Origin of the sequence: Flavobacterium sp. TMP13, from assembly GCF_050847115.1 — a bacterium.
Lineage (GTDB): Bacteria > Bacteroidota > Bacteroidia > Flavobacteriales > Flavobacteriaceae > Flavobacterium.
Map to the genome: position 1 here is coordinate 863,868 of NZ_CP193656.1, position 13,593 is coordinate 877,460.

Below are 13,593 nucleotides of genomic sequence, written 5' to 3' on the forward strand. Positions count from 1 at the left end.
TTTATTGTTTTTTAAATTGTAGTAAAGCATTTTTGGTAAAATCAGACAAGACTAATTTACCTGAAATTTCAGCGCGCGCAATAAGTAGCTTATCCCAATTCTCTGTGCCTTCCCAAATGATCTTTTTCATTTGTGCCAAAGCTTCTGGATTGTAACTAGCAATACTACGAGCAAAAGCAGTAACTGCTGTAATAAGTTCTTCGGGAGTGGTAACCACTGTAGCAAAGAGACCTTTTTGCTGCGCCCACGTTGCAGTTTGCCATTGTTGTGCGTTCAATGTCATTTGCGCCATTGCCGTTTTACCTATTTTATGAGATAATACTGGTTCAATAACAAATGGACCAATACCAATAGCTAACTCAGACAGTTTAATGCTACTGTCTTCTGTTGCAAAAGCATAATCACACGCAGCAACAATTCCGACTCCACCGCCAACTGCTTTACCTTGAACACTCGCTACTATTATTTTAGAACAGCTTTTCATAGCATTAATAAGATGCGCAAAGCCTGAGAAAAACGACTTTCCTTCTGATTCATTTGTTACAGCAAGTAGTTCCTCAAAGGAAGCACCTGCGCAAAAAGCTTTGTTCCCTTCACTTTTTAAAATAATGACATTTACTAAAGAATTACCATTTAAGTGATTGATCTCTGCAGTCAATCTCTGCAATAAATCGCTTGGAAAAGAATTACTCGCAGGATGACCAAAAGTAACCGTTGCAATTGTATTATCGATCTTGCTGTGCAAAGAACCCTTTGAAATTACTGTACTCATAAAAATTATTTATGAGGTAAAGTTACGGTTTTGAAAAATAATTTCGCCAATGGCTTTTGAAATTTGTTTTTTGAAAAATAAATGTCTTTATTTGTCGACGTTTTGGGGGATTAGCTCATTTGGCTAGAGTGCTTGCCTGGCAGGCAAGAGGTGATCGGTTCGAATCCGATATTCTCCACCAACAAAATCAAGCACTTACAATCTTTTTGTAAGTGCTTTTATTTTTTACTGCAATTATACTGCGGCATTGTAATTGTTTTTGGAAAACAAAAATTCGATTTTATTATTTCTACTTATTGTACATCATCAAAATTACCGCAAGGCTATCTTTTGTTTTCTTAAATCGTTACTCGTAGATTTAGGTCTTCATTAAAGCTTTAAAAAACTACTCGCTCAACAACAGCTTAAAATGTAAATAAATGATAAAACTGCAATCATATTGTGCTGTTTTATCACATTGCATTATATTCGCCACCTTAAAATAATCTATACTAGGCCTTAGCAGTCTTGAAGTAATCAGCATGTATTATGAAACGTTTATTATCTAACTTACTATTTAAAGTTTTTTTAGCCATCGTATTAGGTATTGTTTTCGGACTGTATTTACCTGAATCTATAAACCGAATATTCACAACCTTTAATGCTTTTTTCGGACAGTTTTTAAATTTTGCTATTCCGTTAATCATAATGGGTTTAATAATGCCCGCTATTTCTGATTTAGGAAAAGGTGCTGGTAAACTACTATTGCTCACTGCTGCTATTGCTTATGGTTCGACTTTATTTTCGGGGTTCATGACTTATTTTGTTGTTTCAGATATCTTTCCACAACTTTTAGAATCGCATGTTACTACTGTTGCTGAAGTTGGAAATTCAGCTGCCGAACTAACTCCTTATTTTACAATCAGTATTCCTCCTGCTTTGGATGTAATGACGGCTTTAGTTTTTGCTTTTGTTATTGGATTGGGATTGTCTTTTCAAGAAAAATCAAGCTTGAAATTAGTCGTAAAAGATTTCGAGAAGATTATCATGCAAGTGATTGAAAATGTAATCGTGCCTTTATTGCCTTTGTTTATATTGGGTATTTTTGCAAGTATGTCTTTTAACGGAAAAGTATTCTCCATTTTATCCGTTTTTATTAATATCATCGGAGTGATTTTCGCCTTACACATCATCTTATTATTACTACAATATACTATTGCAGGTATCATTACAAAGAAGAATCCTTTTAAATTATTACTAACAATGATGCCTTCTTACTTTACTGCATTGGGCACTCAATCTTCGGCAGCTACTATTCCAGTTACACTTGAGCAAACCTTAAAAAACGGCGTTTCTGAAAAAATTGCTGGTTTTGTAATTCCGTTATGTGCTACAATTCACTTATCTGGCAGTACTATGAAAATTACTGCTTGCGCAATTGCATTAATGATTTTGCAAGGAGTGCCGTTTGACTTTACGCTTTTTGCTGGTTTTATATTTATGCTGGGTATCGCAATGGTTGCAGCGCCCGGCGTTCCAGGTGGAGCGATCATGGCTGCGGTGGGAATTTTACAATCGATGTTGGGCTTTAACGACGAAATGATAGGACTAATGATTGCCTTATATATTGCAATGGACAGTTTTGGTACTGCGTGTAACGTTACGGGCGATGGAGCTATTGCTTTGGTTGTGGATAAAATAACCAAGGATAAATTAGTTTCTTGACCCGAACAAGTACGAAATTCCAATTGATCCATAAAAGAAACCAGTTGCCGCACTTTCTGCTACTTCTTTGGTTGTATACACAAACGAATAAGAAAGGTTCAAGTTGTTTTTTTGATAAGCGAAACCTGCTTTGGCATTGAATCGAAACGGGTTAATTGGAAATGATAACGGACTATCGCCATTAAATAGACTACCCTGAATTGTGGCATCATAAATTTGATATCTGATACTCGGTGCTAGATAAAAATAGAATTCATCGTTGCTCGATTTAGTTGCCCCCAGAGAAGCTCCAAAAAGATTTGAATCTGAAATTGCTACTAGCTTTTTAAATCCGATACGCGTTACAAATCCACTACTGATTCCCGTAAAAATGGTTCCCATATCAGCCTCCGATTGCCAGTTAAAATCAATAAAATCTTGATTTTTGTGAGGAAATAGCTTTTTTGAAAATAAAACATGCGCCTGAAAACCCAAAGCATTCTGAATTTGATTTTCCCAACCATACACTTCTCTATATTGAAATGCTTTATGAAAGTTTTCTTGAAATTCTTTAGCATGCGAATTGGGACCAATTGTACCAACTTGAAGCGCAACTTTCAGCACATTTTGATTGGCATAAAAAAAACCTTTTTCAAATCCTCCAAAAAGATAACCTGCAAAAGGTCGATCGTTTATGTCGACTGCTTCAATATTTAAAAACCGGGGTGTATACACATATTGTCCAATTTTAATTTCATTGATTTTCTTTAGTACGTTGTCGCTTTTAGATTTTCCTAAAAAGCGATAATAAAAAGCCAATCCGTTGGTGTAATATTTGTCGTTTCTACTAGAAGTATATAAATCGTTGTCGGACAATATCCCAATTTCGTTAGTCCTGATTTGTGCAAAAGTCAAGCTAGAATAAAACAGCAGAAAAGAAATACTTGTTATTAATCTCATTTGTACTCCACTTTTCCGATGCTATGCATAATTTTAACAATTTTATTTTTTCGTTTGTTTATGTAACTCGAAGAACCTGTTGCTTTAAACTTTCTCGGGTTGGGCAAAATAGCAGCAATTCCTGCCGCCTCTTTTTCGGTTAAACTAGCACAGCCTTTTCTATACCAATGTTGACAAGCTGCCTCGGCACCATAGACACCATCACCCATTTCTATGCTATTCAAGTACACTTCCATAATTCGTTCTTTACTCCAAATAAGCTCAATTAAAACAGTAAAATAGGCTTCTAATCCTTTACGAACATAACTTTTTCCTTGCCAGAGAAACACGTTTTTTGCCGTTTGCTGAGAAATTGTACTTCCACCACGAACCTTTCTGCCGCGTTCATTGCTTTTATACGCTTTGTGCATGGCCTCAAAATCAAAACCACTGTGCTTTAAAAAACGGCCATCTTCACTCGAAATTACCGCTTTTTGTAAATTCATTGAGATTTTTTCAATCGGTTCCCAATCGTGATCAAAATACACTTCTTTTCCATCCATTTTGTTTTCGATGGCACGGATAACCATTAAAGGGGTAAAAGGAACTGGTACAAATTTAAAGAAAACGACCGACCCAATTGAAAGTGCAAAAAACCACAAAATAACTTTCAAGACAAATCGCCCAATTTTACTTGAGGATGACTTAGTTGATTTTTTTGAAGTTTGCCTCGTTGATTTAACGACGGTTTTTTTAGGTATCGGTTTTTTGACTGCCATTGTAATTAGTAAGGTAATTTGGTGGTATTAAGCATCAATTAAAAATACAAGCATTTAAAATAATGAATTGGTAAAATTACCTTTTTTACTAAATCTTCCAATTTTTTTTAAAGGTTTTCTACTTCTTTTCGATCGCTACTTATATACCGCAGAAAAAAGTATAACTAGAAAATTTTATGTTTCTTTTAAGGAAATCTAAAGGCGCTAAAATCGGCGTTCCCTTATATTATTTGTACATTTAAATTCTCAAAAAATACAATACTATTATGAAAAGAATATTAATTACAACATTGATACTGATGAGTTTAAGCGCCACATCACAAAACGTGATGACTCCAAAATTGCTATGGGAATTAGGAAGAGTTTCAGCTTTGGGAATTACAAAAGATGGAAAAAACATCGTTTACAAAGTAACTACTCCTTCAGTTACCGAGAATAAGTCAAATTCTAAATTTTATACTGTCCCCGTAAACGGAGGAAATGCAATTGAAGTGAAAGAGTATAAAACACTTTTGACGGATAAAAATATTTCGGCAAACGGCAAATACATCGTTTATGATAAAGCAGTAAAAATTGACAAAGTTTTAGGAAAAGACTTTTACACTGATTTAAAAAAATCTGATGTTCAAATTTATGATGGATTAGATTACCGCCATTGGGATACTTGGAATGATGGAAACTTTAACCACGTTTTTTATAGAGAAAACAAAAAAGACGCCAAAGGAATTGACATAATGCCAGGTGAAAATTTTGATTCTCCGCAAAAACCTTTCGGTGGAGATGAAGATTACATTTGGTCTCCAGACAGCAAATCGATTTTATATGTGTCTAAGAAAAAAGCGGGTACAGCCTATGCTATTTCTACTAATACCGATATTTACGAGTACAACTTAGAGACTAAAAAGACAACCAATAGAACCGAAGCTAATTTGGGTTATGATATGGCACCACAATTTTCTCCTGAAGGAAATTTGTCTTATCTACAAATGAAACGTGACGGTTACGAAGCCGATAAAAACGATATTATTGTCGATTATAAAGGAGCAAAAACCAACTTGACCGCCAATTGGGACGGAACGGTAGATGGTTTTATGTGGAGCAAAGACAGTAAAAACGTCTACTTTGTTGCTCCAATTGACGGAACCAAACAATTGTTTGTGGTTAATTATCCTGGTTTAACCAAAATAATGCCTCGTGTAGAACAAATTACAAGAGGAGAATTTGATGTGAGCTCTATTGTTGGTTTTGTAGACAATTCGGTTATTGTAACCCGTCAAGATATGAATCATGCGGATGAGATTTTTTCTTATAATTTAAATAAAAATACGTGGAAGCAACTTAGCAATGTCAATACTAAAACCTACGATTCACTTGCTTTAAGCAAAACCGAGAAACGCTACGTAACGACAACTGACGGTAAAAAAATGTTAGTTTGGGTTATTTTACCTCCAAACTTTGATGCGACTAAAAAATATCCAACCTTGTTGTATTGTCAAGGTGGACCTCAAAGTGCCTTAACCCAATTCTACTCTTTCCGTTGGAACTTTCAATTGATGGCAGCAAACGGTTATATAGTTGTTGCACCAAATCGCCGAGGAATGCCGGGTCATGGTGTAGAATGGAATGAGCAAATTAGTAAGGATTGGGGCGGTCAAGTAATGGATGATTATTTATCAGCTATTGATGCCGTTTCAAAAGAATCGTATGTTGACAAAGATCGTTTGGGCTGTATTGGCGCCAGCTACGGTGGTTATTCTGCTTTTTATTTAGCTGGAATTCACAACAACCGATTTAAAACATTTATAGCACACGATGGTGTTTTTAATACGCAAAGCATGTTTGGCACTACCGAAGAAGTCTTTTTTAACAATTGGGATTTTGGTGGCGCTTATTGGGAAAAAGACAATGCAATCGCTCAAAAAACGTACACTACTTTTAATCCAGCGACGCATGTAGATAAATGGAATGCTCCAATATTAATTTTTCAAGGAGGACTTGATTTCCGTGTACCAATTGGTCAAGGACAAGAGGCTTTCCAGGCAGCACAACTTCGCGGAATCAAAAGTAGATTTGTGTATTTTCCTGAAGAAAATCACTGGGTATTGAAACCTCAAAACGCACAAGTTTGGCAAGGTGAGTTTTTTAAATGGTTAAAAGAAACCTTGTAAAATAAAGTATTAGTATTACATTTATTTAGCCACAGTTTCGTTAATAGCAACAATACTGTGGCTAATTTTTATATTATGAGTTCAAAAAATAGTTACATTCCGGTTAAAGTTTTTATCAGCTACATTGCACTTGCGGCTTTGGTAGTAAGTGTTGGTTGGATTTTATATACTGAGAATGTAGTATATTCTAAGATTGAAAATAAAATTGCCTTTGAAAAAAGTAAAGTGCTCCGGGTGAGTAAACTTTTTTCGAATGTATATAAAACCGAAAGTTTAGCTAGAAAGACCATCCAATCCAATTCTGAAACTGATTTTCAAGATTATCTTAGACAGACTGATTCTTTACAAATCGGAATTGATTCTTTAAAAAGAGACGTTTCTAGTCAATATCAAATAAAGTTGCTAGACAGTGTAACCATTTTATTAACAGAGAAAACACAAAACATTCGGCAGCTCAAAGAAATAAAAAATAAAACCACCGACGAAGCTTCGGTAACGGATGCCATTCAAGAATTAACGCAACTCGAGTTTTCGCTTCGCAAACTACAACTGAGCGATTTTACCAAAGAACCAGATCAGCTCGGCAGTTACCAACGCAATGTTTTGCAGCGTTATGTCGATTATCTTAACCAAAATATTCCCGACGACAGTACCAATACCTTAACAAAAAAGGCAACCGATTCTATTTTATCAGCTTCTAAACGTTTGCTTAGCAAAGTTAAAGTTGAGACCGAGAAGAAAAAAGAATCATTAAGTGTACAAGAGAATAAGTTGCTTACCAATGAAATCTTAATTTCAGATCAACTGCGAAAAGTACTTCGAATAATTGAAAGTGAGATCATTGTATACTCTATTAAAAACAATACCGAAAAAGAAAAGTCCCTTAAACGAATCAATGAAATTGTTACGTATGCTGCTATTGCCGGATTGTTGCTTACCATTTTCTTTTCTGTTTTAATTACCAGCGATCTCTCCAAAACGCAATCCTATAAAAAACAATTAGAGCTTGCTAATTTTAAAACCCGCAATTTACTGCGAAGTCGCGAGCAACTTATTTCCACAGTAAGTCACGATTTAAAAACGCCATTAAGCACGATTGTTGGTTATACCGAATTATTAGGCCATTCTGATTTAACAACAAAACAAACTTACTATACCACCAACATTAAGAATTCGTCTGAATATATTTCGCGACTAGTTCAAGATTTATTAGATTTTTCGCAAATAGAAGCGGGTAAAATTGCTATCGAAAAAATTTCGTTTCAGCTAGATGAAACCATCACTGAGGTGGCGAAAAACGTCCAATCGGTTCATAAACAAAAAGAGATCGAACTAATTATTTCTATCGCTGAACAGTTAAAAAACCCTATTATTGGAGATCCTTTTCGATTGAAGCAAGTGTTGATTAATATTATTGGAAATGCCTACAAGTTTACAACCACTGGTTTTATAAAAATAAGTGCAACTATTTCTGCAAATGAACGAATTGCCTTTATAATTATTCAGGACTCAGGAATTGGAATTGCCAAGGAAAGCCAAGAATTGGTATTCGAAGAATTTGCGCAAGCCAATGAAACTATTGAGAAAAAATATGGAGGAACTGGTCTCGGATTGGCAATTTCAAAAAAAATAACCACACTTTTAGGTGGCGAACTGTATTTAAAAAATAGCTCTGACAAAGGAAGTTGCTTTGAAATTCGCTTACCACTGGTTTTTGATACACCAACCAACGAGATTAAAATAAGTCCAGTTGTTTTTAAAACAACGCATCAAAACAAAACAATTGTGGTTGTAGATGATGATACTGACTTATTAGGACTTTCAACCGAAGTTTTAAAACAACGTTTTAACATTATTCCTTTTTCGAACTCAGAAACTGCGTTACAATTTATGCGCTCTAATGCTTTTGATCTTTTAATTACCGACATCCAAATGCCTATTATGGATGGTTTTGAATTGGCAGCGGCTCTGCAAAATGACAAAAAAAGTAAGTATGCTAATCAGCCGCTTATTGCCGTTACAGGCCGTGCTGATTTAAGCGATGACGTGTACCAAAAAGCTGGTTTTACTACGGTAATCAAAAAGCCGTTTTCTCCGAATATTCTGCTACAAACGATTGACGCCTTGTTGTACAAAACTTCATTGCCCATTCAAATAAAAGAAGAGTTTAAGTCTAAAGCAACCGATTTATATTCTCTGCATTCACTTGAATTGTTTTTAAATAATGACAGAGAAGCGATCAAAAATGTATTAGAAACTTTTATCACTTCGACCAACTCTAATTTATTTATACTTCAAAACACTATCGAGTCAATTGAATATGAGAAAATAAAACAAGTTGCCCATAAGATGGCACCGATGTTTAAACAAATTGAAGCGATGGAAATTGCAACTATTTTAAATCAATTGGAATTAAATGAGTATTCGAAAGTCGAAATGAAGAAATTATTTTCGCTACTAAAATCAAAAATTAGAGCTTTATTTTCTGAACTAGAAAAAGTAATTTAAGTGATGTCGTACAATTTGAGTTTATTGTATAAAGTCTTACGTGTTATTTTTAACAATTTTGCTGCTTCTGATTTATTGTTTTGTGTCTTAATCAAAGCATATTCAATGGCTTCTTTTTCATTTTCTGATAAAGAAAGTGAATCTGTTTTACTTTCTTGCTTCTGAAAAAATTCAGCTGGTAAAACCGTTGCTTCAATAAAATCGCCTTGCGTTAGTAACGTCGAGCGTTTTACACAGTTTTGCAATTCACGTAAATTTCCGGGCCATGAATAATTTTGAAAAATAGTGACAACTTCTTTCGAAAAACCAATAACCTCTTTGTTTAGTTGTTCATTTGCTTTCTCTAAAAAGAATTCTGCAAAAATCATTAAATCTTCGTCTCGCTCTGAAAGCGCCGGCGAATGAATCGAGAATTCGTTTATTCTGTGATATAAATCTTCTCTGAATTCACCATTTTTAACTGCTTCACGCAAATCTTCGTTGGTAGCCGTTATAATACGAATATCAACATCTAATTCTTTATTACTCCCAACAGGCTTTATTTTTCGCTCTTGCAAAGCACGCAACAACTGAATTTGATTTTCATAAGATAAGTTACCTATTTCATCCAAAAAGATAGTTCCTCCATTCGCTGCTTCAAAATAACCCATTTTATCAGTAATAGCCCCAGTAAAAGATCCTTTTAAGTGACCGAAAAATTCACTTGCAGCCAATTCTTTTGGAATTGCGCCACAATCAACTGCGATAAAATTTTCGCTTTTTCTATTGCTTTGTTGGTGAATACTTTTTGCAATAATCTCTTTTCCCGTTCCACTTTCGCCAATTATTAAAACGGACATGTCAGTAGGGCTAACCAATTGAATGTGCTGCGCTAATTTTTTAGATTCAGTTGAAATTCCCTGAACATATTCGCTGGATCCTTTCGTTTTCTTAGCAGGCTTTGGAAGTTCCTTTTTTGGTACTACAGCTTTTGTTTCAATTTGCAGAGCGTTGGTAATAACCAGCAGAACCTCGTCGGGGTTGAAAGGTTTCGAAATATAATCGGAAGCTCCATTTTTTATAGCTTTAACCGCAGTGTTAACATCAGAATAACCTGTCATTAAAACGACCGGTATCTCTGAATTTAATTTTTTAAACTCATTCAACAAATTAATTCCGTCCGCATCTGGTAATCGCAAGTCGGTTAAAATTAAGTCGAATGTTTCGTTTTGAATCGCTACTCTAGCATCAGCTGCAGAAAAAGAAGTAGTTACTTCGTAACTATTTTTGATCAGAAATTTTTCTAATAGTTTACAGAAGGAAATATCATCTTCAATAATTAAAATCTTGGGCATTGGTCTAGGTGCTTTTTACGCTAAATTAAGGCTAAAATTATTGTAATGTCATAATATTATGCAAAAAAAAGAGACTGCATATAGCAGCCTCTTTTCCAAAACATAAACTTAATCCACCTAATTATATTTTTAACCAATTGCCAGCGACATCTGCGTAAACAGTAGCCTTCTGGTCTTCGACTTCAATTTCTAATTTGTATTCCTTTTTATCATTCACATACGCTTTTACCAACTTTGCAGAAGGATACGCTTTGCTCAAGACTGTTTGCACAAGAACTGGAACCGATTCAGGAGACACTTCTATATAATCGTCTTGAGCAATTTTAGACAGTTCGATTACACTATATGTCGCTACCGAAGCATAGGTTGTTAAACCTACCAAAACGAAGGTAATCGCTAAGGTTAATCTTTTCATCACCGTTACTTTTTGATGATTTTACCTTCGGCATCTGTAAACACGGTATAACTTTTTTCGCCCATAGCAATTTCTAGTTTATACTCTTTATTTTCGTTACTATACGCCTTTAGCAATTTAGCCCCAGGAAAAGAATTTCCAATCGTTGCTGTAACCGCTGCAGGAACTGCATCTATCGCTATTTCAGTGAATCCATCTTGCATAATCTCAATTCCGTTCGTACCAATTATTGGTACCAGTGGAGTTGCAAATGTGCTCATTGTTCCTAATAAAATAGCTGCTGAGAAGATTAATTTTTTCATGATATTATATATTTAGTTATTGACAACTCAAGAGTTATGGCTTATTTTTGAATCCAGTTTCCTGTTTCATCTGCAAATAAATTTCCTTCTTTATCTCCTACTTTAACGTCAAGTTTGTATTCTTTATTTTCGTTAACATAGGCTTTAGTAAGAACTGCATCTGGATACGCTTTTTTTAGTGCATCAATGATGGCTGCTGGAACTTCTTCTACTTTAATTTCAGTGTAATCATCAGCAATAATTACTGATTTTACAATTGGATTTACATTTGAAGCTGTTGCTGTAATTGTTGACAAACTCCCTAATACTATTGCTGCTGATAAGATTAATTTTTTCATAGTGTGTATATTTAATTTGTTATATAATTGAATGTTCTAGTGTTATTTTTGAATCCATTTACCGCTTTCGTCTGCGTATAAAAACCCTTCTTTGTCTCCAATTTTAACCTCAATTTTATATTCCTTAGTTTCGTTGACGAACGCTTTATTTATTATTCCTTCTGGGTAAGCTGCTTTAAAAGCCTCGCTAATTGCAGCAGGTACTTCAGTTACTTTAATTTCTGTGTATTCATCAGCAATTATCACTGAATTTACAATCGGATTCACATTTGTTGCTGTTGCTGTAAATGTTGACAAACCTCCTAATATAATTGCTGCTGATAAGATTAACTTTTTCATAGTGTGTGTATTTAATATGTTATTTGTTTGATTGCTTTTTAATTATTCCTGAATCCAATTTCCACTTTCGTCTGCAAATAAAGAACCTTCTTTATCACCGACTTTCAGATCTAATTTGTATTGTTTGCTTTCATTGATGTATGCTTTTGTAAGAACTGCGTCTGGATATGCTTTTTTTAATGCTTCAGTAATTGCAGCTGGCAATTCTTCGATCTTAATCTCTGTATATTCATCAGCAATCGTTACTGACTTTACTGTAGGATTTACTGTTGATGCTGATGCTGTAATCGTTGATAAACTTCCTAAAACGATTGCTGCTGATAAGATTAACTTTTTCATAATGATATGTTTTTAATATTTGATAGTCTTGTTTTACACTTCAGACAATGAAATAACTGTGCCTATAAATTAATTTTTCTAGCTCCATGTCTAAATTACTGATTGTCAATTGATTGCTTTATTTATTGAAAATTGAACTGACACACAAAACTGTGTAATAACCACATACGCTGTGTAGTTTTTATACACTTCTTAAAAAAAAGCACAAAAAAAAGCCGCACTACTGTGCGGCTTTGTCATAAAAAATAATAAAAATATTATTCTTGTAATGGTTTCATTTTAAATGTATCCATAAAAGCAGTTGTATAATCTCCCTCTATATATTTTGGATCATCCATTAATTGTCTGTGAAAAGGTATTGTTGTTTTTACTCCTTCGATAACGAATTCGTCTAAAGCTCTTCTCATTTTACTAATTGCTTCTTCTCTTGACTGCGCCGTTGTAATCAACTTAGCAATCATCGAATCGTAATTAGAAGGAATAGTATATCCTGAATAAACGTGCGTATCTAAACGAACTCCATGTCCACCTGGCATATGCAAAGTAGTTATTTTTCCTGGAGAAGGGCGAAAATCATTATATGGATCTTCGGCGTTGATACGACATTCAATTGCGTGTAATTCTGGCAAATAGTTTTTACCTGAAATCGGAATTCCAGCTGCAACCATAATTTGTTCGCGAATTAAATCGTAATCAATAACTTGTTCTGTAATTGGGTGCTCTACCTGAATACGAGTATTCATTTCCATAAAATAGAAATTACGGTGTTTATCAACCAAAAACTCTACTGTACCTGCGCCTTCATATTTAATAAATTCTGCAGCTTTAACTGCTGCATCACCCATTTTCTGACGCAATTCGTCAGTCATAAAAGGGGATGGTGTTTCTTCTGTCAATTTTTGGTGACGGCGTTGCACTGAACAATCTCTTTCAGAAAGATGACATGCTTTACCATACGCATCTCCAACAACTTGAATTTCGATATGTCTTGGTTCTTCAATTAATTTCTCCAAGTACATTCCGTCATTTCCAAAAGCAGCGGCAGATTCTTGACGTGCTGACTCCCAAGCTTTCAATAAATCTTCTTGTTTCCAAACTGCACGCATTCCTTTTCCACCACCACCAGCAGTTGCTTTAAGCATTACTGGATAGCCAAATTCGCCTGCAATTTGTTCTGCTTGTTCGTAGGATTCTAAAATTCCATCAGAACCTGGCACGCAAGGAACTCCTGCAGCTTTCATGGTTGCTTTAGCCGAAGCTTTATCGCCCATTCTATCAATCATTTCTGGAGCTGCACCAATAAATTTGATCCCGTGCTCTTGACAAATTTTTGAAAATTTAGAGTTTTCAGATAAAAATCCGTACCCTGGATGTATTGCATCTGCATTGGTAATTTCGGCAGCAGCAATAATATTTGACATTTTCAAATACGACAAATTACTTGGCGGAGGTCCAATACAAACGGCCTCATCTGCAAATTTCACGTGTAAACTTTCTGCATCTGCGGTAGAGTAAACGGCAACAGTTTTGATTCCCATTTCTTTACACGTACGAATAACACGAAGCGCAATTTCACCTCTATTTGCTATTAATATTTTTTTAAACATCTTTTTTGAGTTATGAGTTATGAGTTATGAAGTTTTTAAAATTATGATTGATCAATTCAATTCATAATTT

Annotated in this window: 14 protein-coding genes and 1 tRNA gene; 5 read left to right on the forward strand and 10 right to left on the reverse strand. The window is 34.7% G+C overall.

The genetic code is table 11. The annotated features are described in order from the left end of the window. Position 1: 1 nt before the first annotated feature. Positions 2–772 (reverse strand): enoyl-CoA hydratase/isomerase family protein, encoded by a 771-nt coding sequence (locus tag ACRASX_RS03790; RefSeq protein WP_432222465.1) that lies wholly within the window; start codon positions 770–772, stop codon positions 2–4. Positions 773–876: 104 nt separating this feature from the next. On the opposite strand from ACRASX_RS03790, the gene ACRASX_RS03795 reads away from it, so the two are divergent. Both ACRASX_RS03795 and ACRASX_RS03800 read left to right on the forward strand, forming a co-directional pair. Then, positions 877–953, forward strand: a tRNA-Ala gene (locus ACRASX_RS03795). A gap of 347 nt (positions 954–1,300) precedes the next feature. Then, positions 1,301–2,476, forward strand: coding sequence for a dicarboxylate/amino acid:cation symporter (locus ACRASX_RS03800; protein ID WP_432222466.1), 1,176 nt, complete (start codon positions 1,301–1,303; stop codon positions 2,474–2,476). On the opposite strand, the gene ACRASX_RS03805 is transcribed toward ACRASX_RS03800, so the two are convergent. Both ACRASX_RS03805 and mtgA read right to left on the reverse strand, forming a co-directional pair. Continuing rightward, a complete protein-coding gene (locus tag ACRASX_RS03805) occupies positions 2,465–3,415 on the reverse strand; it encodes a lipid A deacylase LpxR family protein (protein WP_432222467.1) in 951 nt (316 codons plus the stop codon). The two genes, ACRASX_RS03800 and ACRASX_RS03805, sit on opposite strands and share 12 nt — an antisense overlap. Further along, entirely contained in the window at positions 3,412–4,068 is a 657-nt protein-coding gene (gene mtgA / locus ACRASX_RS03810; protein WP_432222468.1) for a monofunctional biosynthetic peptidoglycan transglycosylase, read from the reverse strand. Before mtgA ends, ACRASX_RS03805 begins: the two co-directional genes overlap by 4 nt. Between mtgA and ACRASX_RS03815 the strand changes: the two genes are divergently transcribed. The 3 genes from ACRASX_RS03815 (at position 3,968) to ACRASX_RS03825 (ending at position 8,849) form a co-directional block, all read left to right on the forward strand. Continuing rightward, a complete protein-coding gene (locus ACRASX_RS03815) occupies positions 3,968–4,204 on the forward strand; it encodes a hypothetical protein (protein ID WP_432223105.1) in 237 nt (78 codons plus the stop codon). The two genes, mtgA and ACRASX_RS03815, sit on opposite strands and share 101 nt — an antisense overlap. A 235-nt stretch (positions 4,205–4,439) precedes the next feature. Further along, positions 4,440–6,341, forward strand: a complete 1,902-nt coding sequence (locus ACRASX_RS03820; protein WP_432222469.1) for a S9 family peptidase — start codon at positions 4,440–4,442, stop codon at positions 6,339–6,341. Positions 6,342–6,416: 75 nt separating this feature from the next. After that, positions 6,417–8,849, forward strand: coding sequence for an ATP-binding response regulator (locus ACRASX_RS03825; protein WP_432222470.1), 2,433 nt, complete (start codon positions 6,417–6,419; stop codon positions 8,847–8,849). Here the strand turns inward: ACRASX_RS03825 and ACRASX_RS03830 are convergent. The 7 genes from ACRASX_RS03830 to accC all read right to left on the reverse strand — a co-directional run bounded on the left by ACRASX_RS03830 (position 8,846) and on the right by accC (position 13,523). Further along, entirely contained in the window at positions 8,846–10,183 is a 1,338-nt protein-coding gene (locus tag ACRASX_RS03830; protein ID WP_432222471.1) for a sigma-54-dependent transcriptional regulator, read from the reverse strand. The genes ACRASX_RS03825 and ACRASX_RS03830 overlap by 4 nt on opposite strands. A gap of 121 nt (positions 10,184–10,304) precedes the next feature. Next, positions 10,305–10,598: a hypothetical protein gene (locus ACRASX_RS03835; RefSeq protein WP_432222472.1), complete on the reverse strand. Its 294-nt coding sequence runs from the start codon at positions 10,596–10,598 to the stop codon at positions 10,305–10,307. Positions 10,599–10,603: 5 nt separating this feature from the next. After that, positions 10,604–10,900, reverse strand: a complete 297-nt coding sequence (locus ACRASX_RS03840; protein WP_066311480.1) for a hypothetical protein — start codon at positions 10,898–10,900, stop codon at positions 10,604–10,606. A 41-nt stretch (positions 10,901–10,941) separates the two neighbouring features. Next, positions 10,942–11,238, reverse strand: coding sequence for a hypothetical protein (locus tag ACRASX_RS03845; protein ID WP_432222473.1), 297 nt, complete (start codon positions 11,236–11,238; stop codon positions 10,942–10,944). A 42-nt stretch (positions 11,239–11,280) separates the two neighbouring features. Continuing rightward, positions 11,281–11,577 carry a hypothetical protein gene (locus ACRASX_RS03850; RefSeq protein WP_432222474.1) on the reverse strand — a complete coding sequence of 99 codons (297 nt, stop codon included), beginning with the start codon at positions 11,575–11,577 and terminating at the stop codon, positions 11,281–11,283. 42 nt (positions 11,578–11,619) lie between these two features. After that, on the reverse strand, positions 11,620–11,916 hold the full coding sequence (locus ACRASX_RS03855) for a hypothetical protein (protein ID WP_066311488.1): 297 nt from the start codon (positions 11,914–11,916) through the stop codon (positions 11,620–11,622). A gap of 257 nt (positions 11,917–12,173) precedes the next feature. Further along, on the reverse strand, positions 12,174–13,523 hold the full coding sequence (gene accC / locus ACRASX_RS03860) for an acetyl-CoA carboxylase biotin carboxylase subunit (RefSeq protein ID WP_066311490.1): 1,350 nt from the start codon (positions 13,521–13,523) through the stop codon (positions 12,174–12,176). Positions 13,524–13,593: the final 70 nt, after the last annotated feature.

Excerpts from the sequence above, each read along its gene's own strand:
- ACRASX_RS03790 (WP_432222465.1), bottom strand. The coding sequence starts at position 772 with ATGAGTACAGTAATTTCAAAGGGTTCTTTGCACAGCAAGATCGATAAT.
- ACRASX_RS03800 (WP_432222466.1), top strand. The coding sequence starts at position 1,301 with ATGAAACGTTTATTATCTAACTTACTATTTAAAGTTTTTTTAGCCATC.
- ACRASX_RS03805 (WP_432222467.1), bottom strand. The coding sequence starts at position 3,415 with ATGAGATTAATAACAAGTATTTCTTTTCTGCTGTTTTATTCTAGCTTG.
- ACRASX_RS03815 (WP_432223105.1), top strand. The coding sequence starts at position 3,968 with ATGGCACGGATAACCATTAAAGGGGTAAAAGGAACTGGTACAAATTTA.
- ACRASX_RS03820 (WP_432222469.1), top strand. The coding sequence starts at position 4,440 with ATGAAAAGAATATTAATTACAACATTGATACTGATGAGTTTAAGCGCC.
- ACRASX_RS03825 (WP_432222470.1), top strand. The coding sequence starts at position 6,417 with ATGAGTTCAAAAAATAGTTACATTCCGGTTAAAGTTTTTATCAGCTAC.
- ACRASX_RS03830 (WP_432222471.1), bottom strand. The coding sequence starts at position 10,183 with ATGCCCAAGATTTTAATTATTGAAGATGATATTTCCTTCTGTAAACTA.
- ACRASX_RS03835 (WP_432222472.1), bottom strand. The coding sequence starts at position 10,598 with ATGAAAAGATTAACCTTAGCGATTACCTTCGTTTTGGTAGGTTTAACA.
- ACRASX_RS03840 (WP_066311480.1), bottom strand. The coding sequence starts at position 10,900 with ATGAAAAAATTAATCTTCTCAGCAGCTATTTTATTAGGAACAATGAGC.
- ACRASX_RS03845 (WP_432222473.1), bottom strand. The coding sequence starts at position 11,238 with ATGAAAAAATTAATCTTATCAGCAGCAATAGTATTAGGGAGTTTGTCA.
- ACRASX_RS03850 (WP_432222474.1), bottom strand. The coding sequence starts at position 11,577 with ATGAAAAAGTTAATCTTATCAGCAGCAATTATATTAGGAGGTTTGTCA.
- ACRASX_RS03855 (WP_066311488.1), bottom strand. The coding sequence starts at position 11,916 with ATGAAAAAGTTAATCTTATCAGCAGCAATCGTTTTAGGAAGTTTATCA.
- accC (WP_066311490.1), bottom strand. The coding sequence starts at position 13,523 with ATGTTTAAAAAAATATTAATAGCAAATAGAGGTGAAATTGCGCTTCGT.